The sequence below is a fragment of the Telluria sp. AC161 genome, assembly GCF_979258535.1.
Genome location: NZ_OZ409861.1, coordinates 1,457,765 through 1,481,327 on the forward strand (window position 1 = coordinate 1,457,765; position 23,563 = coordinate 1,481,327).

Here is a 23,563-nt window from a genome sequence, read left to right on the forward strand (position 1 = left end):
AGGCCATCCATGATTTCACTGCATACCCGCATCGCTGTCGCCGACGTCGTGCATGACACGCTGGTGCTACCGTTCGAACAACGGGAGCGCTGCCGCCAGCGCGCGCGCCTGGCCTCGGGTGAAGAGGTCGCGCTGTTCCTCGTGCGCGGCACGGTGCTGCGCGATGGCGATCTGCTGCTGGGCGAAGGTGGGCGTGTCGTGCGCGTCGAGGCCGCGCTGGAGCCGACGTATGTCGTGCGCTGCAGCGACGCGACGCTGCTGGCCCGCTGCGCATTCCACCTGGGGAACCGGCATACGCAGACGCAGGTGGGGCCCGGCTGGCTGCGCATCCGTGTCGATCCGGTGCTGCGCGAGATGGTCGCAGGGCTGGGCGCCGACGTTGGTGAAGAACTGGCGAAATTCGAGCCGGAGGCGGGGGCATATGGTGGCGGTCATGGTCACCATCACGAACAGGGGCCGGGCGGCTTGCTGGCGCCGGTGCCGCTGCGCCAGAAGATTCACCGCCCGTCGGACGTTGCGCCAATAGCACCGGATCCGACATGAACGCCGCCAGCCTGCTGCACCTGCTGCAGTTTGCCAGCCCGGCCTTGCCGATCGGTGGCTACAGCTATTCGCAGGGCCTTGAAGCGGCGCTCGAAGAAGGCCTGGTCACAGATGCCGACAGCGCCCGCGCGTGGATCGTGCGCTACCTCGATGACGTGGTGGCGCGCTGGGATGCCCCTGTGCTGTGGCGTCTTTTGACAGCGTTCGCGGCGCGCGACGCCGAAGCGATCGCGCAGTGGGGCGGGTGCTTCCTGGCGTCGCGCGACACGGCCGAACTGCGCGCCGAATCGGTCCAGATGGGCTATTCGCTGAGTCGCCTGATCGCGGAGCTGGGCGTGGCCGACACGCGCGCGCTGGGCGAGGACGTCACGCTGCCGCTGGCGTTTGCCTGCGCGGTCGACGGACTCGATATTCCGCATGAAGAAGCGCTGCTGGCGATGGTGTTCGCGTGGGTCGAGAACCAGGTGCTGGTGTGCGTCAAGTCGGTGCCGCTGGGGCAGGTGGCCGGCCAGCGCCTGCTGCTGTCGCTGCGGCCCGAGATCGAGCGCGCCGTTGAACTGGCGCGGGGTTTGCCGGACGACGAAATGTCGAACTGGGCGCCCGGCCTGTCGATGCTGTCGATGCGCCACGAAGTGCAGCATGGCCGCCTGTACCGGTCGTGATCATTGTTGATGAAGGAGGAAGCATGACAACATCCAATCCGCTGCGGGTCGGCATTGGCGGGCCGGTTGGCTCGGGCAAGACCGCGCTGTGCGAGCTGCTGTGCCGCCACATGCGCGACGACTACGACATGGCCGTGATCACCAACGATATCTACACGCGCGAAGACATGGACATCCTGCTGCGCGCCGGCGCGCTCGCGCCCGAGCGCCTGATGGGCGTCGAGACGGGCGGCTGCCCGCACACGGCGATCCGCGAAGACGCATCGATCAACCTGGAAGCCATTGCGCGCCTGCAGGCCGATTTTCCGGACCTGCAACTGGTGCTGGTCGAATCGGGTGGCGACAACCTGGCTGCGACCTTCAGCCCGGAGCTGTCCGACCTGACGCTGTACGTGATCGACGTCGCGGGCGGCGAGAAGATCCCGCGCAAGGGCGGGCCGGGCATCACGCGCTCGGACCTCCTGATCATCAACAAGACCGATCTGGCGCCGCATGTCGGGGCGGACCTGTCGGTGATGGCGAGCGATGCACGGCGCCAGCGTGGCGAACGGCCCTTCGTGTTTACCAATCTGCGCACGGGCGAGGGCGTGCAGGACGTGGTCGCGTTCATCCGCGAGCAGGGCTTGCTCGACGCAGTCCACCAATAACACCAGGGAGACGACCATGACGATACATCCGACTTCGCTGCACCACGCCTTCCGCCATCAGCTGGCACGCGCGGGCGTGGCCGTGACCGCCCTGACACTGGCGCTGCCGGCGGCCGCGCATCCCGGGCACGCGCCCGACAGCGGCTTCGTGGCCGGTCTGCTGCACCCGGTAACGGGCGTCGACCATTTGCTGGCGCTGCTCGCGGTCGGTCTCTGGAGCCGCCAGCAGCACGGCTACCTGCTCGCGCCGACGTTTCTCGTGATGATGGCGCTGGGCGCGGCCAGCAGCGGTGGCGTCGCGTTGCCGGCACTCGAACTGTCAATCGCGGCGACCGTGCTGCTGCTGGGCGGGTTGGCGGCATATGCGCCGCGTCTGGATGCGCGGATGCCGCCGCAGATGGCGGTACTCACCGTCGGCGCCTGCGCCTTTGTGCATGGACTCGCGCACGGCAATGAACTGACCGGCGTGGCCAGTGGCGCCGGCTTCATCCTGGCCAGCGCCGTGCTGATGCTGCTGGGCGCGATCCCGGGCGAGCGCCTGCGCCGGCCACTGGCTGCGGCCATCGGCGCGGCGGGTATCTGGCTCGTGGCGCTGGCCGGCTGATGCCCGGCCGGTACGGGTAATTATGCTACGCTAGCGCTCTTTTTACCGTCGGCCGTCCCGGCCAGGACTTTCCATGCTTGAGTGGTTGCGCCCGTACCGGCGCGCCGCGCTGCCGGGCGATATCAGCGCCGGCATCGTGGTGGCGATGATGATGATCCCGCAGGGCATGGCCTATGCACTGGTGGCGGGCCTGCCGCCGGCCGTCGGTATCTACGCCAGCATCATCCCGCCCTTGCTGTATGCGCTGTTTGGCACCAGCACCACGCAATCGGTCGGGCCGATGGCGATCATTTCCCTGATGACGGCGTCCACGCTGGCGCCGCTGGCCACGCCCGGCACCGCGCTGTATGGCGTGCTCGCCGCGCAACTGGCTTTGCTATCCGGCCTGGTCCTGCTGCTGTGCGGGCTGCTGCGCATCGGCTTTCTTGCCAACTTCTTTTCACGGCCCGTGATGAGCGGCTTCACCATCGGCTCGGCGATCGTCATCGCATGGGGCCAGCTGCGCACGCTGGTGGGCGGCTCCATCGAAATCGGCATGACGCCGCACTGGCCGAGCATCCTGCTGGGCGTGGGCTCGCTCGTGCTGCTGCTGGCCGCGCGCAGCCACCTCGCACCGCTGCTGCGCCGGTTGCGCGTGCCGGCAGCGGCGGCGGACGTCGGGGCCAAGCTGGCACCGATTGCCGTCGTGCTGGGCGCGATGGCCCTCGTGCAGCAGCTGGGTCTCGTGCAGATGGGGGTGGCGACGACGGGCGCCGTGCCGACCGGTTTGCCGGGCCTGAACCTGGCGACGTCGTCACAGCACTGGCAGGCCTTGCTGCAACCGGCGCTCCTGATCGGCTTCATGGTGTTCTTGATCAGCATGTCCGGCGCGCAGGCGCTGGCGCTCAAGCGGGGCGGCGAGAAACTGGTGAGCAACCGCGAACTGGTCGGCCTGGGCGCGGCGAATATCGGCAGCGCGCTGACGGGCGGCTTTCCTGTCACCGGGAGCATGTCGCGTTCGGCCGTCAATTTCGCGGCCGGCGCCAACACGCAACTGGCCAGCATGATCACGGCGGGCCTGCTGGCGCTGGCGCTCGTGCTGCCCACCGGTTGGCTTGCGCTGCTGCCGCTGCCGACGCTGGCCGCAACGATCATCGTGGCCGTGCTCGGGATGCTCGACCTGTCGACGCTGCGCACCGCCTGGCATTACGACCGCGCCGATGCGCTGGCGCTGCTGGCCACGGCCGGCGGGGTGCTGCTGCTGGGCGTCGAAGCGGGCGTGCTGGTGGGGGTGGCGCTGTCGATGGTCGTGCTGATCTGGCGCGCCAGCCGGCCGCATATCGCGGTGCTGGGGCGCATCCATGGCACCGAACACTTCCGCAATGTCGAGCGCTATTCGGCCGAGACGACGCCGGGTCTGCTGATGCTGCGGGTCGATGCCGGTCTGTTCTTCGGCAATGTGGATGCAGTCAACGAGCGGATCGACGAAGAACTCGTCGCCCATGCGGGCACGCGCCATCTGGTGCTGGTGCTGTCGGCCGTGAATGCGATCGACACGTCGGCGCTGTTCGGGCTGGAGGAGTTGAACAGCTCGCTGAACCGGCGCGGTGTGCTGATGCACCTGGCCGAAGTGAAGGGGCCGGTCATGGACCGGCTCAAGGAAAGCGATCTGCTGGGTAAGCTCAACGGCCAGGTGTTCCTGAGCGCCGCCATTGCGTGGGACCAGCTGGCCGGATCGCGTGCTGCCGGCACGCCGGCCGCGGCCGCGCAGCCGGCGGGTAAGCTGTAGGCGTTCGCATGCGCTGCGGCGTCAATGCCACGGATAATTACAAGGCGGCTGACTGCTGCGCGATGAACTCCCTGAACCATTGTTGAGCGGGGTTGCTGTCGCTACGGCGATGCCATATCAGGTGAAACGTGATTTCCGGCAGGCCCAAGGGTGGCGCGAACATGACAAGCCGATGGCTGGCCTGCGAATCATCCGCTACACGCTTGAGGATGGTGGCAGCCATGTTAGTGCGCGCAATGACCGCGGGCACGGCAAACAGTTGTGGCAAGGTCAAGGCAAGCTTGCGTTGCTTGCCGTGCTGCGCGAGGGTTTGATCGACAAGACCGTGCAACTGCCCTTCGGGTGATACGAGCACGTGCTGCAGGTCGAGATAGGTGCGCAAGTCCATCGGGCCACTGGCCGCCGGATGGTCGGTCGACACGATCGTGACAAACGCATCGCGCATGAGCGGTCGGGTCATGACGCGGGCATCCATCACGGTCGGCGCCACGCCAATGGCGACATCGATCGATCCGGCATCGAGCAGATCGACCGCAGTATCCCGGTCGTTATACGCGAACACATTCAACGATATGCCGGGCGTGGCGCGTTCGAGCGCTTCCACAAGCGCTGGTAGCAGGACCAGCGTGGGATAGTCCTGCAGGCCCAGTCTGAACGTCACTGACGCCGTCGCGGGTTCAAACGCGGGCTGCGTCAGCATCGCCAATTCGATCTGACGCAGGGCCGCAGCCACGGGCGAGGCCAGATCGCGTGCGCGTGCGGTGGGAACCAGGCCGGCACTGCTGCGCTGGAACAGGGGATCGCCCAACAAGGTACGCAGCCGGGACAGGGCAGCGCTCATCGCCGGCTGGCTGACGCCCACCTGGGTTGCAGCACGCGTGACATTGCGTTCGTTCATCAACGCGTCGAATGCGACCAGCAAATTCAAATCCAGGCCATGAAAATCCATGGAGCGAATAATACGGTATATCGCTTATTTGTTGGACTGATTGCTCCGCGCAGAACACACTGGCGCCTCATTCAACTTCGAGCAGATCCTTCCGATGACGATATCAACGACCGCCTTGTCGCTCCAGCTACGTACCGAACTCAACGTCGTGGAAACGCTGTACCGCGCGTTCAGCGAACAGAATCCGGATCTTGTCGATGCCGTGCTCGCCCCGGCATGGGAGGATATTCCGCTGGCCCCGGGTCAGGGCCCGGGTCCTGCTGGCATCAAGCCGATCATTGGTATGCTGGCGGCCGCATTTCCGGACGTGCACATCACCATCCATGACACGATTCAGGCGCCCGGGAAGGTTGCCGTACGCGCAGAGATCAGCGGGACGCATCTGGGCGAGCTGTTCGGCATCGCGCCCACCGGCAAGAAAGTCAGCTTCCGGTTGCACGAGTTTCACACGCTCGAAGGCGGCCTGATCACCACCACCTGGCACATGGAGGACTGGTTTGGTCTCTTCCTGCAGCTTGGCCAGTTCCCGCCACAAGGCTGAACCTTTTTACCGCCACTGAATACCGCTACTGAGCGGCGTCAGGCCCGCTTGCGCTGCGCAGGTTGCTCGTCGCGTGACGGGGCCAGCACGATCGGCGCGGCATTCTCCGGGTACAGCGCCTGGCTGCCCACGTAGACGGCGCGGATGGCGTCCATGTCGCGCTCGACGTCGCCGGTCGGCGTCATCGTGTCGACGAGGCTCAGCTCTTTCTTGCCATAGTCAAAACGCACCAGCACCATCGGCACGTTGGCCGTAACGGCCAGGTGGTAGAAGCCGCTTTTCCAGTTGGGACGGTAGGCGCGCGTGCCTTCGGGCGTGATGCCGATCCAGAACGATGGCGCAGCGAGCATGGTGTCGGCCAACTGGCGCGTTGCGCCCATCGGCGCGCGGCGGTCGACCGGGACGCCACCCCAGTGGCGCATCAGGCGGCCCATCGGCCCCCGGAACAGCGTGTCCTTGGCCAGCCACTTGAACTGCGTGCCCATGGCCCACGTCGCCAGCAGGCCGATCGGGAAATCCCAGTTCGACGTGTGCGGATAGATGACGCAGACGCCGTGCGGCCCTGGCAACGGTTTGAAGAACACCTTCCAGCCGAAACACTGCAGTACGCGCAGCGCCGCGCGCTGGCGCAGGGTGGGCAGGGCTGCAGGGCGCAGCAGGTAGTCGGTCATCGGGTCTCCGGAGGGTGGCGTCAGTCATCTGCAAGGGCTGCAGTTCTCACGCTCGATAAAATCAAGCGTGCGATTCTAGCCCGCGCCGGAAGGGGTCACAAGCAAAATAGTGGTGGCGGGTATGCGCTGTGGTTATCATGTCGTTGTCCGATTCACCACATTATGATGAGAAAAACACCGTTGCTATGACCATGGCCATCACGATTTACCACAATGCCCGCTGCGGCACATCGCGCAACACGCTGGCCGCCATCCGCGACGCCGGTCACGAACCGCAGATCGTCGACTACCTGGCCAACCCGCCAACACGAGACACGCTGACCCGCTTGATTGCCGATGCGGGCATCACGGTGCGGGAGGCCGTGCGCAGCAAGGAAGCGGTTTTCACCGAATTGGGGCTGGACCAGCCGGGCACCAGCGACGCTGCGCTGCTGGACGCGATGGCCGCGCATCCGATCCTGATCGAGCGGCCGTTTGTCGTGACACCCAACGGCGTGCGGCTATGCCGGCCGTTTACGCGCGTCAGCGAGATCCTGTAAGCGGTCCGCCCACGATCACGGGCATGTACGTGTCCAGGAACTCAGCAGGCATGCGGCGCGGCCGGCCGCTCGAGAGTTCGATGCAGACCAGGTCCCAGCGGCCGCGCAGCACCGTCGCGCCATCGCTGTCGCGCACGAGCTGGAAGCGCCGTTCCATCGACAGCTTGCCATCGCCGCCCACCAGCCAGGTGGCCAGGCGCAGGGCTTCGCCACCGACCGTGGGCAGCAGGTAATCGTATTCGCCGCGCCGGATCGCCATTGCCCGGTCCAGGCGCCGGTAGTCGTCGAGTGACAGGCCGAGGCTGTCGGAGTGCGCCCAGCCGGCCTGCTCGCACCAGCGCACGTACACGGCATTGTTGGTGTGGTTCAGGCCATCGATGTCGCCGGCCTGTGGCGTCACCGCCAGGATGAACGGTTGCGGATAATCCCAGTCCAATGTGTTGTCTCCGTGAGCGGCATGGGGCCGCAAGTCCGGCCATTTTACGGCAGGGTCGCGTGACGGTGGATGGCGACCGCGCGACGCGTGCCGGCAGTTCAGTCGGGCTTGAACTCCACCCGGGTCGGGCATCGGACCGTGCCAGCAAAGCCACCACCACCGGCCTTGTCGAACAGCGCCGCGCCGCCAGCCTGGGCGCCGAACGGGCTCGGCCTGATGCCGCCGCCAGTGCGGCACCAAGTACGCCCGCCCTGGCGGAAGCGGTACACGACGACGCCATCCGGCGCTGTATAACTTTCCGATGTCAGCGTGCGCGAGGTGTCTACGCGGGCGTCGCCGACGGCCTGTGCAAAGCGCTGCCACTTGTTGTCGCCTGGGTCGAGCGGCGCCAGTTTGCCCTTGCGCAGCTCGTGATCGACCGCGCCTGCCGTGCGTTTGCCGCGGCTGGCCAGGCTGTCGTCGCCTGTGGCGGTGGTGTCTTGTGCTGAGCCGGGTGGGGTGGGGAACGCTTCTGCGGCGGGTTCGCTCGTGGCTGCAGGCGGTGCGGTGTCTGCAGGCGCTGGTGTGATCGGTTGTAGCGCTACTGGCGGCGCCGGTGGGGCAGCGCGCGCAGGAACTGCTTGCGCTGCGCGCGGTCGTGGTGACGCTGCGGCAGCGGGTGCAGCGGAAGAACGAGAAGGCGCAGGCGTCAGCACTGCCACCACGATGAATTCACGGGGCGCCGGCAGATCTGCCGGCAGCACCCGCAGGCCCGTCGCCTGCAACCACCACCAGCCCAGCAGCAGGTGCAGGCCGAGGGTGAGTGCGAGCGGCCAGCCGGGCGTGCGGCGCGGCGTCAGGACCCCGGCAGCCAGCATGTGGCGATCAGCCTTTCGGTGCGCTCAGCTTCGCCTTGATCGCCACGCAGCGCTGATCGTCCTGCAGCGTATCGAGCAGCGTGCGGCGCGTGAACGCCGACAGGTCCGTCATCGTGGCTGCTGCGCGGCTCAGGCGCGCCACGCTTTGCGGCGTGCAGGTCGCCGGGATCATCGTGCCCGCATACGCGCGCATGAAGACCGGACCACCCGTCTTGTCCACCTGCGGCAGGCGCGCCAGACGTGCATCGGCATCACGCTCATTGAGCGCGCCCTGTTCAGCCGGGAAGATGCTGCCCATCGCGGTGCGGATGCGCGAGAACGGCAACGCCGTCTTCTGGTCTTCGATCTGCTTGACCCAGTCCGCCTTGACGGCGGCATCGGGACGGCCGACCGTGGCTGCCACGGCCGCGATCTGGCCGGCGTCCGACTTGTCGCGCGCGGACTCCTGCGCGATCAGGTCGAACGCGCCCGGGTAGTTGTAACGGTTCAGGTGCGCGATGATCGACCAGCGCTGCGGCTGGCCGACCGGCACGCCGGCAGCATCGACCTGGCCGCCCAGGATGCCGGCCAGGCGCGTCAGCGCGTCCGGGCTGCTGGCAACACTGACGTACTGGTTGAACCAGCGGCGCTGGAAGTCGGCATTGCCCTTGTTGGCGAGCACGCCGTCCCATGCCATCTTTTCCAGTGCCAGCGTGGTCTGGCGCGTGTAGGCGTTATCCAGGTTCATCGCATCGAGGTAGGCCTTCGACTCGCTGACCTTGCCCAGCACATCGCCCAGCAGCGTGTAATCCTTCTCGAGCGGCGCATTGTTCAGCGCCACGGCGATGAAGTCGTTCAGTGGCATCTCGGCGTCGCGCACGCCATCCCACAGGCTCTGCCACAGCATCGCGCGCAGCAGTGGATCGTCGACCTTGGCCAGGCTGGTGCGCGCGGTGGCGAATGAGCGCTTGTCCAGCTTGACCTTGGCGTAGCCCCAGTCCTGGTAGTTTGGGTAGACCAGATCCGGGCACGCTGTGCCGTTCATGTCCGGCACCGCGGTCCTGGCGCCGGTGTAGGTGACAGGGACGTTCTTCACCAGTGTCAGCTTGCCGCCGTCGAGCTTGAAAGCGCCGATCTGCACGCGCTGTTCGCGCAGCGTCGGCAGGTCTTTCGATGGCGCGGTCTGCGCCAGCGTGAAGTTGCGGATCTTGCCACCGCTGCAGCTGTAGTTCGCGGCGATGGTGTTTACGCCGGCGTTGTACAGCCACTGTTTGGTCCAGCCGGACAGGTCGCGGCCCGCCGCTTCACCGAGGCTGCCGATGAAATCGTCGAGCGTCGCGTTCTTCCACGAGTACTTGACCAGGTAGTTGTGCACGCCCTTGCGAAACACGTCCTCGCCCAGCAGGTGGCGCAGCTGCTTGAGCGTCGAGCCGCCTTTGGAATAGGTGATCGCATCGATGTTGTCGAAGGCATTGCTCGACGACGGCACCGGCACTTCGATCGGGTGCGTGCTCGCGGTCTGGTCCTGGATGTAGGCGCGCTGCTTGCCGCTCTGGTAGAACTTCTGCCACGAATCCTTGAACTCGGTCGATTCGACCGTCGCCAGTACGCCCATGAAGGACGCGAAGCTTTCGTTGAGCCACAGGCCGTTCCACCACTTCATGGTCACCAGGTTACCGAACCACTGATGCGCCATCTCGTGCATGATCACTTCGGTCAGCGACTGCTTCTGCTCGGCCGTCATATTGGCCACGCCGTAGCGCGCTTCAGCAAACGTGATCGCGCCGGCGTTTTCCATCGCGCCGTACAGGAAGTCCGGCACGATCAGCTGGTCGTACTTTTCGAACGGATACGGGACGCCGAAGTATTCTTCGAAGAAGCCGAGGCCGGCCTTGGTCTGGCGGAACCAGTCGTCTGGCACCACCAGCTTGGCCAGTGACTGGCGCGCGAACAGGCGCATCGGGTACTTGCCGCTGTTGTCTTCCCAGACCTGGTACGGGCCGGCGTGCAGCGAGAAGTTGTACGGGCTGAGGCGCTTGGTGGTCTTGAAGGTCCAGTGGCGGTTCGCGCCACGCTCGTCGACCTTGGTTTCGCGCGTGGTCGTGACCACGTGCCAGTCGCGCGGCGCGGTAACCGACACCGTGTAGCTGGCCTTCAGGTCGGGTTGGTCGAACACCGCGAACATCTGCTGGGCCGCGACCGGCTCGAAGTGCGAATAGGTGTAGACGCGGCCATCGGCCGGATCGACCATGCGGTGCAGGCCTTCGCCATTGGTGCTGTGCAGGCGCTCGTAATCGATGACGACCGTGTTGCGGCCCTTGGCCAGGCTGGCGGCGTCGAGCGTGACGAACCATTTGTTGTAGCGCGTGGCGACCGGCTTGCCGTTGACGCTGACCGATTTGACAGTGGCGTCCTTCAGGTCGAGCGTGACGGGCGCGTCGACGTCCTTGAGGTCGAACGTCACGGTCGTGGTGCCGGCAAAGGTTTCCTTGCCGGTCAGCGTGAAGTCCAGCACATAGTCCACGTTCGATACGCGCGCAGAGCGGGCAAAGGCGTCGACCTGCGACAGGAACGGCGTCTCGGCGCGCGCGCCCTGAGCCGCCGGCGCAGCATTGACGGCGCCGCCCAAGGCGATGGCGGAAGCGATGGCAAGCGCCATGGCGCGGTGTGCTGGAACGTTCACTGAAAATCCTCTCTCGGTAGGCGCATCGAGACGTGCGCGCAGTAACAATCTAACAATCGCGCAAGAATATCACTAACGTTCGTGGCTGGACACCCGTCACAGCTAACCTTTTTTGGCCATGCATATGGCATGCATATGCTTCAATCCGGCGTCAATACAAAAAAACGGCTCAGTCAACCTTATCTGTTGATGACGCCGACTGCGATGCAGAACAACTGTTCTGCGGAACTGAGCCGCCCACCGTCCAAGGCCCAGCGCCATCCAGGTAATTGGGCAAGTAGCGCGATGCCACCCCGCGAAAGCCCAGTAGCCAAGCCTTGAAGCGTCCGTGGTACGCGTTTACGTTCTGTACGTGGATGGCGCGGCTTCCCGAATGCCTGACGTGCACGCCGGCGCGCAGATTGACGGTCTCGTGAGCAATACTGTGCTTGCGTGCAAAGGCCCGGTACGCGGCGTGGCTGTCGGTGACCAGGAGCGCCTGCGGATCAAGCCTGGGTAGCAAATCGCGTTCGAGTTGGGTGGTGGTCAGTGCGCCACGGCCAGTAACGGCATCGACGGTGCGGCCATTCCGGTCGCGCGCCACCAGGATGCAATCGAGATGGCGGGAAATACCAGGCTTGGGCGCGCGGCCGCCCCGTCGGCGTGGCGGGCGGTCGAGCGTGCGTGATCCTTTTTGCGATTCGAGAAGGAATGTTTCATCGGCCTCCACGATGCCGTTGAGCGATGCAGGCCGGTCGAGCTTGACCCATTCGAGAAAGCGGTGGCGCCACCGGAATGCCGTGTTGCGGTGCACCCCAACCTGGTCTGCGCCCTTGCGCACGGACAATGAATGGAGCAACACCTGCGAATACGCGAGCCATTTGGCCTTGTGCCTGAGCCGCGCCAGCGGCGTGCCGCTCAGGTCGTTGAACGTGCGGCCACAGGCGCAGCAGCGAAAGCGCTGCAGGTCGTTGGCGAATCCGTGCCGATTGCAGCGTTCGTTGCCACAACTGGGGCAGCAGCGCGCTGGCGCTCTGGCTTGCGCGATCAGTGCAACTACCTGGTCGAGGCCAGCTGCGGGATGCAGGGCGTCGAGCACTTGCCGGCGCTGTGGCTGATTCAGCGCTGGCAACCTGGCAAACCAGTTCTTGAAGCGGCGCGCTTTCATGATCGACTCCTGACGCGGGGACAGGCGTTGGACCATGGGACCGCTGATCAGTTCATAGCTCGGCTCTATTTAACGTTGACTGCGCCAAAAAAAACAGGACCCGCAGGTCCTGTTCGAAGAAGCGCCGCCCCTCGCCGGCGACAGCGGGCGAGGGCGCGGAGAAAGGGATGCTTACACCGTGGCCGGCAGTGCCGGATAGTCGGTGTAGCCGGTCGCGCCCGGATGGTAGAACGTGTCCGGGTTCGGCTTGTTGAGCGGTGCGTTCAGTTGCAGGCGTTCCACCAGGTCCGGGTTGGCGATGTACAGCTGGCCCCACGAGACGGCATCGGCCGTGCCGCTGGCGATCAGTTCCTCGGCCTTTTCCTTGCTCAGCTGCTGGTTCGCGATCCACACGCCGCCGAATTCTTTCTTGATCATCGGGCCCAGTTCGTCCGGGCTTTGGCCTTCGCGGGTGAAGATGAACGCGATCTTGCGGCGGCCCAGTTCACGCGCGACGTAGCCAAAGGTTTCGGCCGGCGTCGAGTCGCCCATGTCGTGCGAGTCGCGTGCCGGCGCCAGGTGCATGCCGACACGGTCGGCGCCCCAGACATCGATGCAGGCATCGGTGACTTCCAGCAGCAGGCGTGCGCGGTTCTCGATCGAGCCGCCGTATGCGTCGGTGCGCTGGTTGGTCGAGTCCTGCAGGAACTGGTCGAGCAGGTAGCCATTGGCGCCATGGATTTCCACGCCGTCGAAACCGGCCAGCTTGGCATTTTCGGCGCCCTTGCGGTAGGCCGACACGATGCCCGGGATTTCTTCGATGTCCAGCGCGCGCGGGGTGACGTATTCACGCTTCGGGCGCAGCAAGCTCACGTGCCCGTCGGGCTTGATCGCCGATGGGGCCACCGGCAGCTGGCCGTCCAGGAACGACGGGTCGGAGATGCGGCCGACGTGCCACAGCTGCAAAAAGATGCGGCCGCCAGCGGCGTGCACGGCGTCGGTCACGAGCTTCCAGCCTTCGACCTGTTCGTCGGACCAGATGCCCGGCGTGTCGGCGTAGCCCACGCCCATCGGGGTGACCGAGGTGGCTTCGGACAGGATCAGGCCTGCCGACGCGCGCTGCACATAGTATTCGGCCATCAGGGCATTGGGAACACGGCCGGCATCGGCGCGCGAGCGGGTCAGCGGCGCCATGACAATGCGGTTTGGCCATTCGAGGGCGCCGACCTTGATCGGATCAAACATGGTAGTCATCTTGTTTTCCTAGATTGCGTCGTTCAATTGGGCGAGGAAGGCCGCGATGGCTTCCTCGTTGCGATGATAAAAAACCCACTGGCCAACGCGGCGCGTGCCCACCAGGCCCGCGCGCTGCAGCGTGGCCAGGTGCGCCGACACGGTCGACTGCGACAGGCCGGTGCGCTGATCGATCAGCTTGCAGCACACGCCCATCTCGAGCGGATGTTCCTGCTCGCTGAAGTGCAGCTGCGGATCGTTCAGCCAGTGCAGGATCTGGCGCCGCACCGGGTTGGCCAGGGCCTTGTGGATCGCATCGATGTCCATCGGTTGGTTCCTTATATCGGGATCTTTCGATCCGAATATCGTCATCTTACGATATTCAAAAAAAGTCTGCTGGTGGCGGCCCGATTTTCTCTTTAGGCCTGTGGAGACCTGGCGCTGCGCCAGCTGCCGCTGGGCACTGCCTATGCCATCTGGACCGGCATCGGCACCGTCGGCACGGCGATCTTCGGCATGCTGACGCTGGGTGAACCGACCGGCGCGCTGCGCCTCCTGGCGATTGCGCTGATCATCAGCGGCATCGTGATGCTCAAGCTGCTGTCGCCGGCGTGAAGATCAGTTCTGTTCGCGTCCGAACACCGGATTCGGGCGGGTCAGGTAATACCACTCGGTGTTGGCGGCAGCGCTGGCGGCCGGGAACAGGATGCGGCCGCCGAATTCGGCGGTCACCGGCGTGCCGTCGGCGCGGGTGCCGATCAGTTCACCTTCTTCAACCGGATCGAAGCTTTTCCACGGACGCGAGAACGCATCATCTGCATGCAGCTTGTCATGCACGACCACCATCGACAGCGCTTCCATGGCGTCAAAGTCAACGGGCACCGGGTCGGGCGCGGCGATCAAGCCCAGGTGCGCCAGCGTATTCATGATGGCGCGGTAAGCGACGTCGGGCGCGGCCGGATCGTCGTGCTGGCCGGCTTCGAGCGTCAGCGCGTAGCCGCCCGTGCTGCGCATGTATTCGGTCGTGCCCACGCCGTAGCGCAACACCGTTTCCAGTTCGTCAGCACTGCGGCTGCGGCGCTGCACGCCATCGCCATAGGTCGCCAGCCAGCCATCGACAAAGCGGCGCACGCCCAGGCGGCGCGCCCAGGCACGCTCTTTTTCGGCGTGGCGGAACGGCTGCAGCGTGCCGTCATTGTCGAGCGGACCGACCATCACGAACGGTTCGCCCGTGGCGGCGAACGAGTGGATATCGAGCAGCACATCGTGCTGGCCGAGCAGGGGGCACAGCCAGTTGGCGATCTGATCTTCAAAATCCTGTGGATTGGCTTTCGGGAACAGGTCGCGGTTCAGGTTGCGGTCGCCATTGCGCGTGACCTGCTGGTACGCCAGCGGATTGACGATCGGGACGAATGTCAGGCTGCCGGCGGCGATATGCAGAGCGCCGCTGTCGATCTCGTCCATCACGCGCCGGATGGCTTTGGTGCCGCACACCTCGTTGCCGTGGGTCGCGCCCATGATGATGACGCGCGGGCCTGGCTGCAGGCCGGTGTAGTTGATCGATTTGAACTGGAACTGGCGGGGCGAAGTCATGAAGTCGGGCCGGGAAAGGAAATGTGGCGATATTCTAGCGGGAAACCCTGGCCTGACAACAGGTTTGTGCAAGCGCAAGCGACGGGGGAATTCGGGGCACGCCCGCATGGCGCGCGAGTCTGACAGGCAGACTACCCGAGCGATGCCCGGGGTCGCACCGGGAGCCACCATGTTCCGCATCCCCTTCATGCTTGCCGTTCTTTCTGCGTTGGCCGGTTGCGCCGCGACGGCTGGCACGTTCTTCAATCGCCCCGTGGTCGAAGACGACATCGGCGAAGTCGTTCGAACGGTGTCGCTATCAGCCGACAGGCGCACGGTTATCGTTGCTGCACCAGCGTATCCGCAACCGCGTTTCTGCGCCGAACCGCCCCCGGACACGGCAACGAGCATCAAGGCGAGCATCGACGCCTCCGTCACGCTACCAGGCAAAAGTGCGACGCTCAAAGATGACTTCGGCACCGCCGTCACGGTCCTTGCATCGCGCAATGCGCCGCTCGATGCATTTCGTACGGGCGTGTTCGCGCTGTGTCAGTTTTACCTGAAAGGGGCGATCAAGCCCGAGAACGTCGAACCACTGTTCAGGGTCCTGCTCAAGACCTTTGAAAACACGCAGAACTTCGTCAATGCTGCGGTCTCGACCACCAAGCCGCAGGCGGGCAAGGCGGCCGATGCTGCAGGGGCAGGGGGGAGTACTGCGGCACGTGCAGGTGCAGCGGCGGGCATGAGCGCCATGGCTGTGCAACCCGACACGCCGCCGGTCGCCACAGCCAGCCCGCCACCGGCAGCGACGCAGCCTTCGAAAGGTTAGCGCCGCCGGTTGCGTATTATCTGTGTGCGTCGATCACGCCAAATCCGGCTGGCGCATCGCCCAGATACGCCAGCACCGCATGCGCCTGGATATTCGCATCGAACTGCGCGTTGGCCGCGATCGTCGCGCGCAGGCCCGGCACGATGTCCGGCGTGTGCGGCTGACGGTACGCCTTGATCAGCAGCGCCACCAGATCGGCCGGCGCATCGGCGCGGCGCAGGCGCGCTTCGATGATGGCCAGCAGCGCACGCTGCATGCGCGGCGTGGGGTTGCGGATCTCGCCGAACACATAGGGCGTGTTGGTGATGGCCGCGCAGACGATGGTTTCCATCCGCTCGGCCTTAAGGTCGGAAGGGATGTCGAAGTAGGCTTTGTTCCAGCGGGTGTACGGGGAAGCGTGACCGCGCGGGAAGCGGTCGGCATTTTCCAGCCCCAGCGCGTAGCTGGCGCGGGCGAGCAGGTCGCCCAGAGTGTCTAGCAGTGCCATGGCAGGCTGTGTTGCGCTTGTGTCATCCCGAGAGTGTAGCGCATGCCTGCCAGGTCCGTAGGCTGGCCGCTGACGAAGCGCTTACGCGAAACGCCCGGCGCGAAAATCCTCGACCGCCTGATGCAGCTCGGCCTGGGTATTCATCACGAACGGTCCGTACTGCGCGATCGGTTCGTTCAAAGGGCGCCCGGCCAGTACCAGCAGGCGCGTCGGTGCAATCGCCTTGATCCGCACGCCGTCGGCGCCGGCAGCATTGTCGAGGATCGCCATGCGCGTTTGCGGCACGCCTTTGCCGTCGATGACGGCTTCCCCGCGAAACACGTAGACGAACGCATTGTGCCCGGCCGGAATCGGCTGCTCGAACGTCACACCGGCCGGGATCTCGAGGTCGAGATACAGCGGCTCGGTATGCGCCCGCTGCACCGCGCCGTCGACGCCATGCGTGCGGCCGGCGATCACCTGCACGGTCACGCCGTCGTCGGTCCTCAAGCGCGGCACTTCCTCGAGCGGAATATCGCGGTACCACGGCGCCGTCATCTTGTCGCTTGCGGGCAGGTTGAGCCACAGCTGGAACCCTTCCATCAGGCCGGCATTCTGCTCCGGCATTTCGGAATGGATCACGCCGCGCCCGGCCGTCATCCACTGTACGCCGCCATCGGTGACCAGGCCTTCGTTGCCGGCGCTGTCGCGGTGGCGCATGCGCCCGGCCAGCATATAGGTGATGGTCTCGAAGCCCCGGTGCGGGTGCTCCGGAAAGCCGGCGATGTAGTCGCCCGGCTTGTCGCTGCCGAAGGCGTCAAGCATCAGGAACGGGTCCAGGCGGCGCTGCAGGGGACCAGTCAGGATACGGTTGATGCGTACGCCCGCGCCATCCATCACGAACTGCCCGTTGATGATGCGCTCGACGCCGCGGCTTTTGACGAGGGGCGCCGTGGTGGTCGGCTGCGTGACAGTGGTGGTCAATCTGTTCTCCTGTTAGTTGCGCCGCCTGACGGCGACCGGGGTTTTACCAGTATTACGCCAGCGCCGCTTCGATGGCGGCGTTGGCCGCTGCCTGGCCCGCAGCCACGGCATCAGGGCCCATTGCCATGCCCGACGAGTAGATATAGGTCTGGTCAACCAGGCCCAGGAAGCCCAGCAGCGCGCGCATCTGCGGCACTTGCGGATCCTGCGCCTCTTCGTACACACCGCCGCGCGCTGCCGCCACGTAGACTTTCTTGTTCTTGAGAAGGCCTTCCGGACCGGTCTCGGTATAACGGAACGTCACGCCAGCGCGGGCAATGGCGTCGAACCAGCTTTTCAGCTGCACTGGCATCGAGAAGTTGTACATCGGGGCACCCAGCACGATCACGTCGGCCGCCTGCGCTTCGAGGATCAGCGCATCGTCCTGCTCCACGCGCGCCAGTTGCGCGGCGGTGCGCTGCTCGCCCGGCGTGAACAGCGCGCCCAGGGCAGCGCCGTCGAGCAGCGGCACCGGGGCCGTGCCCAGGTCGCGGCGCACAATGGTCGCGCCCGGGTTGGCGGCGACCAGCTTGTCGACGATCTGTTGCGTGACGCGGGTCGATTCGGAGGCGTCGCCGCGGATGCTCGAGGTGATGTGCAGGATGTTCATGGTGGTGGTCCCTTCGTGGTTGGAGTAGCGATGGGTCTACTTTAGTCTTTCCAAAAACAATGCGAAAGCCCGTAAAATGGATAACATTATTCTGCTGATGGGACAATCATGGACGTCGAACCGAATGACCTGCTGCTGTTCGCCCGCATCGTCGAGGCGGGGAGCTTCACGCGCGCAGCCGACCGCGTCAATTTGCCGAAGTCGACCGTGTCGCGCCGGCTGGCGCTGCTCGAGACGACCCTCGGTGAGCGGCTGCTGCAGCGTACGACACGCAAGCTGGTGGTGACGGAATTCGGCGCCAGCCTGTATGAACACGCGCGGCGCCTGGCCGACGAAGTGGAGGCGGCCGGGGCACTGGCCCAGCACCGCCAGGGCGAGCCAAGCGGCAAGCTGCGCATCTCGGCGCCGGGCGACTTCGCCAACAGCACGCTGAATCACGTGATCGCGCGTTTTCTCGAGCGCTACCCGGCCGTCACGCTCGAGATGGACCTGACGCCGCGCCGGGTCGACCTGGTGGCCGAGAATTTCGACATCGCCATCCGCATGGGCGACTTGCCGGACGACGCCACGCTCAGCGCGCGCCCGTTCATCCTCGAGCAACCTGGCTTGTTCGCATCACCGGCCTACCTGGCGCGGCACGGGATTCCCGAGCATCCGGACGACCTGGCCACGCACGACGTGCTGTGCATCCTGAGCCGCAGCGGCGGCCCGATGCCATGGACGCTGATTCGCGGGAAGGTGCGCTGGCAGCGCGCGCTGCCAAGCCGGCTGACGGCTAATTCACCGGACCTGCTGGCGCGCATTGCCGCACGTGGCGCCGGGATTGCGCTCAGCTCGACGCTGTTTGCCGAACCGTATATGCAGACGGGTGAACTGGTGCGGGTGCTGCCGGAGTGGGAAATGCCGACCGCGAATGGCTGGGCCGTGTTCCCGAGCCGCAAGCTGATGCCGGCCAAGACGCGCGCGTTTCTGGCAATGATGGAAGAGACCTGTACCGCCCATGGTCATGGGCCGGAACAGATCGCTGCGGCCTTCAGGGCGAAGGCTGCATTGGAGGAGGGGGCGTCGGACGCTGCCTGAGACCGGTCAGCGCAGCGGCCGATTGCCCATCACGTCGCCCAGGCGCACTTTGCCCTCGGGCGCCCAGGCCGGATTGAAGCGGATGGCGCCTTTCTGGAACAGCATCACGACGGTGGAGCCGAGCAAGAAGCGGCCCATCTCGGCGCCTTTTTTCAGCGTCACCTGACCCGGTTCATATTGCCAATCGCAGATGCGCGCCATGCGCGGCGGATTGACGACGCCATGCCAGACGGTGGCCATGCTGCCGACAATGGTTGCACCGACGAGCGTCATCACGAATGGCCCGAATTCGTCGCTGTCGAATACGCACACGACGCGCTCGTTGCGCGCGAACAGCCCCGGCACGCCGCGCGCGGTCGTCGGGTTCACCGAGAACAGCTTGCCCGGCACGTAGATCATGCGCGTCAGGCGGCCGTCGCACGGCATGTGGATGCGGTGGTAATCCTTCGGGCTCAGGTAGACGTTGGCGAAGTGCCCGTGCTGGAAGTGCGCCGCCAGCGTCTGGTCGCCGCCGACCAGTTCGGCCGTGGTGAACTTGTGGCCCTTGGCCTGGAAGATCTGGTGATCATCGATATCGCCGAACTGGCTGATCGCGCCATCGACCGGACACACATAATCGGCCTGCGCCAGTGGGCGCACGCCATCGCGCAGGGCGCGGGTGAAGAACTCGTTGAAGCTCGGGTAGCTGGCGATGTCCGGATTGGCCGCTTCGCTCATGTCGACCCCATATTTGCCCACGAACCAACGGATCAGGCCAGTCGTCATCGACCCGCCACGATGGCCGGCAACGCGGCCGGCGAGGTTGGTCATTGCCTGCTTCGGCATCACATATTGGGGCAGGACTTTGAGTCTGGACACGGTCGATCGCCTTTCGCGGAAAAGTGCGCATTATAGCTGGGCATGTCAGACGGAAATTCTGTTGCCGCTTTTAACACTGTTGAGGCGAGTGTACCGCAGGTAGCCGGGGGATGGCGGACAGCGCAAGTGTGCTCTGTCTTGCTATTGATAAGTTCCATGAGATAGCAATATGGGATGCGCTACAGCAGAATAAATAATTTCTATATTTACGTTTACATTTTGCTACTAAGTGGCATATTCTGGCCCGGCCTGTTCAATAACCTGGAGAAGCCGCCGTGACGAATCTGCCAACGCACTACACCGTGTCTCTGTTGATCGCTGCAAGCCTGCCGATATCGGCAACTGCCCAGACTGAACCTGGCATCTCGCAGGTGGACATCCGGGGCAGCGCTGCCGGCTACGATCCGCGTCGCGACGACACGGCCACCCGCATCATCATCAAACGCGACGAACTCACGCGCTACGGCGACCGGTCGATCCTGGATGCGCTGCGGCGCGTGCCTGGTGTAACGATCGACGGCAGCAGTGGTCAGGGCGGAACGATCCAGCTGCGTGGCCTGGGCGCTGGCTATACGCAGGTACTGATCAACGGTGAACGGGCGCCCGGCAACTTCAGCTTCGACACACTGTCGCCCGAGGTGGTCGAGCGCATCGAGGTGCTGCGCGCCGCGACGGCAGACCTGTCGACGCAGGCGGTGGCCGGCACGGTCAACATCGTCCTGCGCCACGTGGCCAAGACGCGGGAGCGCGAACTCAAGCTGGGCATGCTCGGTTCGGATGTGTTCAAGGGGCCGAATGCGTCCCTGCAGCTGAGTGACCGGCGCGAGGGCTTCGCCTGGTCGCTGGCCGGCGACGGCGTGAGCGAACGGTTCGATCGCGTCAATGGCATGGTGCTCGAAAACACGGGAACCGACGGCGCCGTTGACCTGCTGCGCACGACAGCCACTGACGAACGTGGCCGCATGCGACGCCTGAACCTGACGCCGCGCCTGGAGTGGACACTGGCTGGCGGCGACAAGATCACGTCCGAAACGTTTGTGAACGTGACCCGGTTTCGCCACCGTGGCCATGCCCTTGTCACCACGCTGATCGGCGGCTCGGCACCTGCGCCCGACCTGGTCACGCACTACCGCGCCGATGACGAAACGGCGCGCACCGACCTGCGCTGGAGCAGGGGCTTCCCGTCCGGCGCCAGCATCGAAGCCAAGCTTGGCCTGACAGGTGAGCGCAGCGAGAATGTGAGTTTGCGCGATGGGCGCGACGCGGGCGGCAATCCCGAGACGGATGGCCGCATCGACGGCGCGCGGCGCGACCGGGGCGTCAATTCGACCGGCAAGGCGATGCGCAAGCTCGGCAGCGGTCATGCACTGGCCGCCGGGTGGGATGGCGGCGTCACCTGGCGCGATGAAACGCGCGTCGAGCAGGATCGTGTGCGCACTTTCCCATCCGGGCTGGCGCTGGACGAAACGTTCGAGGCGCGCGTGACCCGGTTGGCCATGTATGCGCAGGACGAGTGGGACATCACGCCGCACTGGTCGATGTACCTGGGGCTGCGCTGGGAGGGCATCCGCACGCGCGCATCCGGCAACTCGTTTGCCTCGACCCGCTCGGGCTCCGGCGTCTGGAGCCCGGTCATGCAGACCTTGTGGAAGATCCCGGGCCGCAAGGGTGACCAGATGCGCTTTGCACTCACGCGCACCTACAAGGAGCCGGACTTGTGGAACCTGCTGCCGCGGCGCCAGGCGTTCGAAAACAACAGCGCCACCGAGGCCGACTTCCAGGGCAATCCGAACCTCAAGCCCGAACTGGCGTGGGGCGTCGACGCTGGGTACGAGCATTACTGGGCCGAGAACGCGATGGTGTCGCTCGCCACCTCGCTGCGCCGCATTGACGACTACACGAGCAACCGCATTTACTTTGACGGCTACCGCTGGATCTTCACGCCGGTGAACGACGGCCGCGCCCAGACCCGCTCAGTGGAGCTGGAAACGAAGTTTCCGCTCAAGTCCCTGTTTGCGGACGCGCCGGAAATCGACGTGCGGGCGGGCGTGGCGCGTCACTGGTCGCGCGTCGAATCGGTACCCGGCCCCGATAATCGTCTCGAACGGCAAACGCCGCTGTCGGCCAACCTGGGGATCGATTACCGCCGGGGCGCGCTGACGCTGGGCAGCAGCGTGGCGCACAAACGCAATGGTCTCGTGAGGGTGACGGCCAATCGCGGCTATTACACGGCACCGCGCACCGACCTGGATGCGTACGCTGCCTGGCGCATCGATGCCAAGCGTCTGCTGCGACTGTCACTGGCCAATCTGCTGCGCGAGAATGAAGGCTTCGAGCCGTCGTACGCCGACCCGGTGACAGGCCTGGAAAGACGCCGCTTCTATTTCGCCGGCCCGCTGCGCGCCACGCTTACGTATCAGCTGGCATTTTGATTGCTTTAAACATCGGGGTCAGGTCTGACATTCGGACACGACCTCATCACTACGTTCACAAACAAAGGCAATTACTTCCGGACTGGTATCTAAACCCACGTTGGAATTGCGCAATCATCATCCAGGCAAGTGCCTAATGCTGAGGTCGTGTCCAAATGTCAGACCTGACCCCGGCTTTGGGCTGGGTGCTGGTTTTCGTTCATTCTGTGGCTGCGGAAGTGGCGCCAGGCCACGATCAGTGCCAGCAGTTGCATGAATGCGCACAAGTAGAAGCTGCTGCCGACGCGCCAGTCGGATTGCGGCAAGTGGCTCACGGCGCTGAGGATGCCTGTGCCGAGCAGCGGGGTGATGATCACGGCGAGGCTGCCGATCGCCTGCAGGGAGCCCATCAGCTCGCCCTGCTGCTCGGGCGGCGAGGATTTCGAGACGAGCCCCTGCAGCGCCGGGCCGGCGGCGTAGGCGAGCACATTGCACATGATGAAGACGTACATCATCCAGCCTTCGGTCGCCAGGCCGTAAGCGGCATACGCCATGGCGCCCGAGCCCAGGCCCAGGAGGGCCAGGCGTGGCTCGCCGAAGCGGCGGATCAGGATGCCCAGCAGCCCGGCCTGCACGATGACCGACGTCAGGCCCACGCAGAAGAGGGCAATGCCGTTGTCGCGCGGCGTCCAGTCGAAGCGAAAGGTGGTGTACAGCACCCAGGTCGATTGCAGCATCATCTGGGCGAAGGTCGCCAGGAACACCGCGACGACGAGGCCGCGGATGTCCTGGCGCCGCACGAGGCGCATCAGCGCCGTGAACGGGTTCAGGCGCGCCCATGCGAAGGGCGGGCGCGCGCCGGGCGCCAGCGACTCGGGTACGAAGAAGTAGCCGTATATCAGGTTCGCGCCAGAGAGCGCGGCGGCGACGTAGAACGGCAGGTGCAGGTTGGTTTCGCCAAGCACGCCGCCCAGCATCGGGCCGCAGATGAAGCCCAGGCCGAAGGCGGCGCCGATCTTGCCGAAGCTTTTGGCGCGGTTCTCGCGGGTCGAGATGTCGGATGCGTAGGCTGACGCCACCGACATGCTGGCCGACGACATGCCGCCGATGACGCGTCCGAGAAATAGCCAGGCCAGGCTGGGCGCCCAGGCGGTGACGAGAAAGTTCAGGCACATGCCGCCCATCGAATACAGCAGCACGGGGCGGCGGCCGACACGGTCGCTCAGCGCGCCCAGCGCCGGCATGAACAGAAATTGCAGCAGGCCGAATACGGTGGCCAGCACGCCATACCAGAGTGCGCGCATGTCGGGTCCTTCGACAAACTGCCCGACCAGCAGCGGCAGCACGGGCACGATCAGGCCAATGCCGAGCATGTCGATGAACACGCAGACCAGCACGAAATTGAGGTTGCCGCTGGACGCTTGCGGCACGGTGGTCGTACTGGTCATGGACACCTCGGCGGTTGGCGGTCGCCTA

General features: G+C 65.3%; 23 protein-coding genes and 2 pseudogenes. 11 read left to right on the forward strand and 14 right to left on the reverse strand.

The features are described from left to right. Positions 1 to 9: 9 nt before the first annotated feature. From ureE to ACZ0AJ_RS06660, 5 genes are all read left to right on the forward strand, one after another. On the forward strand, positions 10 to 543 hold the full coding sequence (gene ureE, locus ACZ0AJ_RS06640; RefSeq protein ID WP_499453328.1) for an urease accessory protein UreE: 534 nt from the start codon (positions 10 to 12) through the stop codon (positions 541 to 543). After that, positions 540 to 1,205 (forward strand): urease accessory protein UreF, encoded by a 666-nt coding sequence (locus ACZ0AJ_RS06645; RefSeq protein ID WP_499453330.1) that lies wholly within the window; start codon positions 540 to 542, stop codon positions 1,203 to 1,205. The genes ureE and ACZ0AJ_RS06645 overlap by 4 nt, the downstream gene beginning before the upstream one ends. Before the next feature lie 23 nt (positions 1,206 to 1,228). Continuing rightward, a complete protein-coding gene (gene ureG, locus ACZ0AJ_RS06650) occupies positions 1,229 to 1,852 on the forward strand; it encodes an urease accessory protein UreG (RefSeq protein ID WP_499453332.1) in 624 nt (207 codons plus the stop codon). A 16-nt stretch (positions 1,853 to 1,868) separates the two neighbouring features. Beyond that, on the forward strand, positions 1,869 to 2,456 hold the full coding sequence (locus ACZ0AJ_RS06655; protein WP_499453334.1) for a HupE/UreJ family protein: 588 nt from the start codon (positions 1,869 to 1,871) through the stop codon (positions 2,454 to 2,456). Positions 2,457 to 2,529: 73 nt separating this feature from the next. Continuing rightward, the gene (locus ACZ0AJ_RS06660) at positions 2,530 to 4,224 is read left to right on the forward strand and encodes a SulP family inorganic anion transporter (RefSeq protein WP_499454288.1); all 1,695 of its coding nucleotides are present in this window, start codon (positions 2,530 to 2,532) and stop codon (positions 4,222 to 4,224) included. Positions 4,225 to 4,261: 37 nt separating this feature from the next. On the opposite strand, the gene ACZ0AJ_RS06665 is transcribed toward ACZ0AJ_RS06660, so the two are convergent. Continuing rightward, positions 4,262 to 5,173, reverse strand: a complete 912-nt coding sequence (locus ACZ0AJ_RS06665) for a LysR family transcriptional regulator (protein WP_499453338.1) — start codon at positions 5,171 to 5,173, stop codon at positions 4,262 to 4,264. A gap of 94 nt (positions 5,174 to 5,267) precedes the next feature. Here ACZ0AJ_RS06665 and ACZ0AJ_RS06670 point away from each other — a divergent pair, with 94 nt between their 5' ends. Then, on the forward strand, positions 5,268 to 5,714 hold the full coding sequence (locus tag ACZ0AJ_RS06670; RefSeq protein WP_499453340.1) for an ester cyclase: 447 nt from the start codon (positions 5,268 to 5,270) through the stop codon (positions 5,712 to 5,714). A gap of 38 nt (positions 5,715 to 5,752) precedes the next feature. Here the strand turns inward: ACZ0AJ_RS06670 and ACZ0AJ_RS06675 are convergent, their stop codons facing one another. Beyond that, positions 5,753 to 6,385: a 1-acyl-sn-glycerol-3-phosphate acyltransferase gene (locus ACZ0AJ_RS06675; RefSeq protein WP_499453342.1), complete on the reverse strand. Its 633-nt coding sequence runs from the start codon at positions 6,383 to 6,385 to the stop codon at positions 5,753 to 5,755. A 191-nt stretch (positions 6,386 to 6,576) separates the two neighbouring features. Between ACZ0AJ_RS06675 and arsC the strand changes: the two genes are divergently transcribed. Beyond that, positions 6,577 to 6,924, forward strand: a complete 348-nt coding sequence (gene arsC, locus ACZ0AJ_RS06680) for an arsenate reductase (glutaredoxin) (protein WP_499453344.1) — start codon at positions 6,577 to 6,579, stop codon at positions 6,922 to 6,924. On the opposite strand, the gene ACZ0AJ_RS06685 is transcribed toward arsC, so the two are convergent. The 6 genes and pseudogenes from ACZ0AJ_RS06685 to ACZ0AJ_RS06710 all read right to left on the reverse strand — a co-directional run bounded on the left by ACZ0AJ_RS06685 (position 6,908) and on the right by ACZ0AJ_RS06710 (position 13,565). Then, positions 6,908 to 7,360 carry an acyl-CoA thioesterase gene (locus ACZ0AJ_RS06685; RefSeq protein ID WP_499453346.1) on the reverse strand — a complete coding sequence of 151 codons (453 nt, stop codon included), beginning with the start codon at positions 7,358 to 7,360 and terminating at the stop codon, positions 6,908 to 6,910. The genes arsC and ACZ0AJ_RS06685 overlap by 17 nt on opposite strands. Before the next feature lie 98 nt (positions 7,361 to 7,458). Then, complete coding sequence (locus tag ACZ0AJ_RS06690) at positions 7,459 to 8,217, reverse strand: hypothetical protein (RefSeq protein WP_499453347.1); 759 nt, start codon at positions 8,215 to 8,217, stop codon at positions 7,459 to 7,461. 7 nt (positions 8,218 to 8,224) lie between these two features. Beyond that, positions 8,225 to 10,879 (reverse strand): aminopeptidase N, encoded by a 2,655-nt coding sequence (gene pepN, locus ACZ0AJ_RS06695; protein WP_499454292.1) that lies wholly within the window; start codon positions 10,877 to 10,879, stop codon positions 8,225 to 8,227. Between the two features lie 179 nt (positions 10,880 to 11,058). Further along, positions 11,059 to 12,026, reverse strand: a pseudogene (locus tag ACZ0AJ_RS06700) (IS1595 family transposase). Positions 12,027 to 12,197: 171 nt separating this feature from the next. Then, positions 12,198 to 13,259 carry an alkene reductase gene (locus tag ACZ0AJ_RS06705; protein WP_499453349.1) on the reverse strand — a complete coding sequence of 354 codons (1,062 nt, stop codon included), beginning with the start codon at positions 13,257 to 13,259 and terminating at the stop codon, positions 12,198 to 12,200. Between the two features lie 9 nt (positions 13,260 to 13,268). After that, positions 13,269 to 13,565, reverse strand: coding sequence for an ArsR/SmtB family transcription factor (locus ACZ0AJ_RS06710; RefSeq protein ID WP_499453350.1), 297 nt, complete (start codon positions 13,563 to 13,565; stop codon positions 13,269 to 13,271). A 108-nt stretch (positions 13,566 to 13,673) separates the two neighbouring features. On the opposite strand from ACZ0AJ_RS06710, the pseudogene ACZ0AJ_RS06715 reads away from it, so the two are divergent. Beyond that, positions 13,674 to 13,853, forward strand: a pseudogene (locus tag ACZ0AJ_RS06715) (DMT family transporter); the annotation flags it as partial. A 3-nt stretch (positions 13,854 to 13,856) separates the two neighbouring features. Here ACZ0AJ_RS06715 and ACZ0AJ_RS06720 read toward each other — a convergent pair. Beyond that, positions 13,857 to 14,831, reverse strand: a complete 975-nt coding sequence (locus ACZ0AJ_RS06720; RefSeq protein ID WP_499454295.1) for a succinylglutamate desuccinylase/aspartoacylase family protein — start codon at positions 14,829 to 14,831, stop codon at positions 13,857 to 13,859. Between the two features lie 169 nt (positions 14,832 to 15,000). Between ACZ0AJ_RS06720 and ACZ0AJ_RS06725 the strand changes: the two genes are divergently transcribed. Next, a complete protein-coding gene (locus ACZ0AJ_RS06725) occupies positions 15,001 to 15,639 on the forward strand; it encodes a hypothetical protein (protein WP_499454297.1) in 639 nt (212 codons plus the stop codon). A 16-nt stretch (positions 15,640 to 15,655) separates the two neighbouring features. On the opposite strand, the gene ACZ0AJ_RS06730 is transcribed toward ACZ0AJ_RS06725, so the two are convergent. From ACZ0AJ_RS06730 to ACZ0AJ_RS06740, 3 genes are all read right to left on the reverse strand, one after another. Beyond that, a complete protein-coding gene (locus ACZ0AJ_RS06730) occupies positions 15,656 to 16,126 on the reverse strand; it encodes a hypothetical protein (RefSeq protein WP_499453354.1) in 471 nt (156 codons plus the stop codon). A gap of 81 nt (positions 16,127 to 16,207) precedes the next feature. Next, positions 16,208 to 17,002, reverse strand: a complete 795-nt coding sequence (locus tag ACZ0AJ_RS06735; RefSeq protein WP_499456742.1) for a pirin family protein — start codon at positions 17,000 to 17,002, stop codon at positions 16,208 to 16,210. 139 nt (positions 17,003 to 17,141) lie between these two features. Beyond that, complete coding sequence (locus tag ACZ0AJ_RS06740) at positions 17,142 to 17,738, reverse strand: FMN-dependent NADH-azoreductase (protein WP_499454299.1); 597 nt, start codon at positions 17,736 to 17,738, stop codon at positions 17,142 to 17,144. 108 nt (positions 17,739 to 17,846) lie between these two features. On the opposite strand from ACZ0AJ_RS06740, the gene ACZ0AJ_RS06745 reads away from it, so the two are divergent. Further along, entirely contained in the window at positions 17,847 to 18,818 is a 972-nt protein-coding gene (locus tag ACZ0AJ_RS06745; protein WP_183551608.1) for a LysR family transcriptional regulator, read from the forward strand. Positions 18,819 to 18,824: 6 nt separating this feature from the next. Here ACZ0AJ_RS06745 and asd read toward each other — a convergent pair whose 3' ends face one another. After that, positions 18,825 to 19,658, reverse strand: coding sequence for an archaetidylserine decarboxylase (gene asd / locus ACZ0AJ_RS06750; protein WP_499456744.1), 834 nt, complete (start codon positions 19,656 to 19,658; stop codon positions 18,825 to 18,827). Between the two features lie 293 nt (positions 19,659 to 19,951). Between asd and ACZ0AJ_RS06755 the strand changes: the two genes are divergently transcribed. Next, positions 19,952 to 22,108 carry a TonB-dependent receptor plug domain-containing protein gene (locus ACZ0AJ_RS06755; protein WP_499454301.1) on the forward strand — a complete coding sequence of 719 codons (2,157 nt, stop codon included), beginning with the start codon at positions 19,952 to 19,954 and terminating at the stop codon, positions 22,106 to 22,108. Between the two features lie 158 nt (positions 22,109 to 22,266). On the opposite strand, the gene ACZ0AJ_RS06760 is transcribed toward ACZ0AJ_RS06755, so the two are convergent. Then, on the reverse strand, positions 22,267 to 23,535 hold the full coding sequence (locus ACZ0AJ_RS06760) for a TCR/Tet family MFS transporter (RefSeq protein WP_499454303.1): 1,269 nt from the start codon (positions 23,533 to 23,535) through the stop codon (positions 22,267 to 22,269). Positions 23,536 to 23,563: the final 28 nt, after the last annotated feature.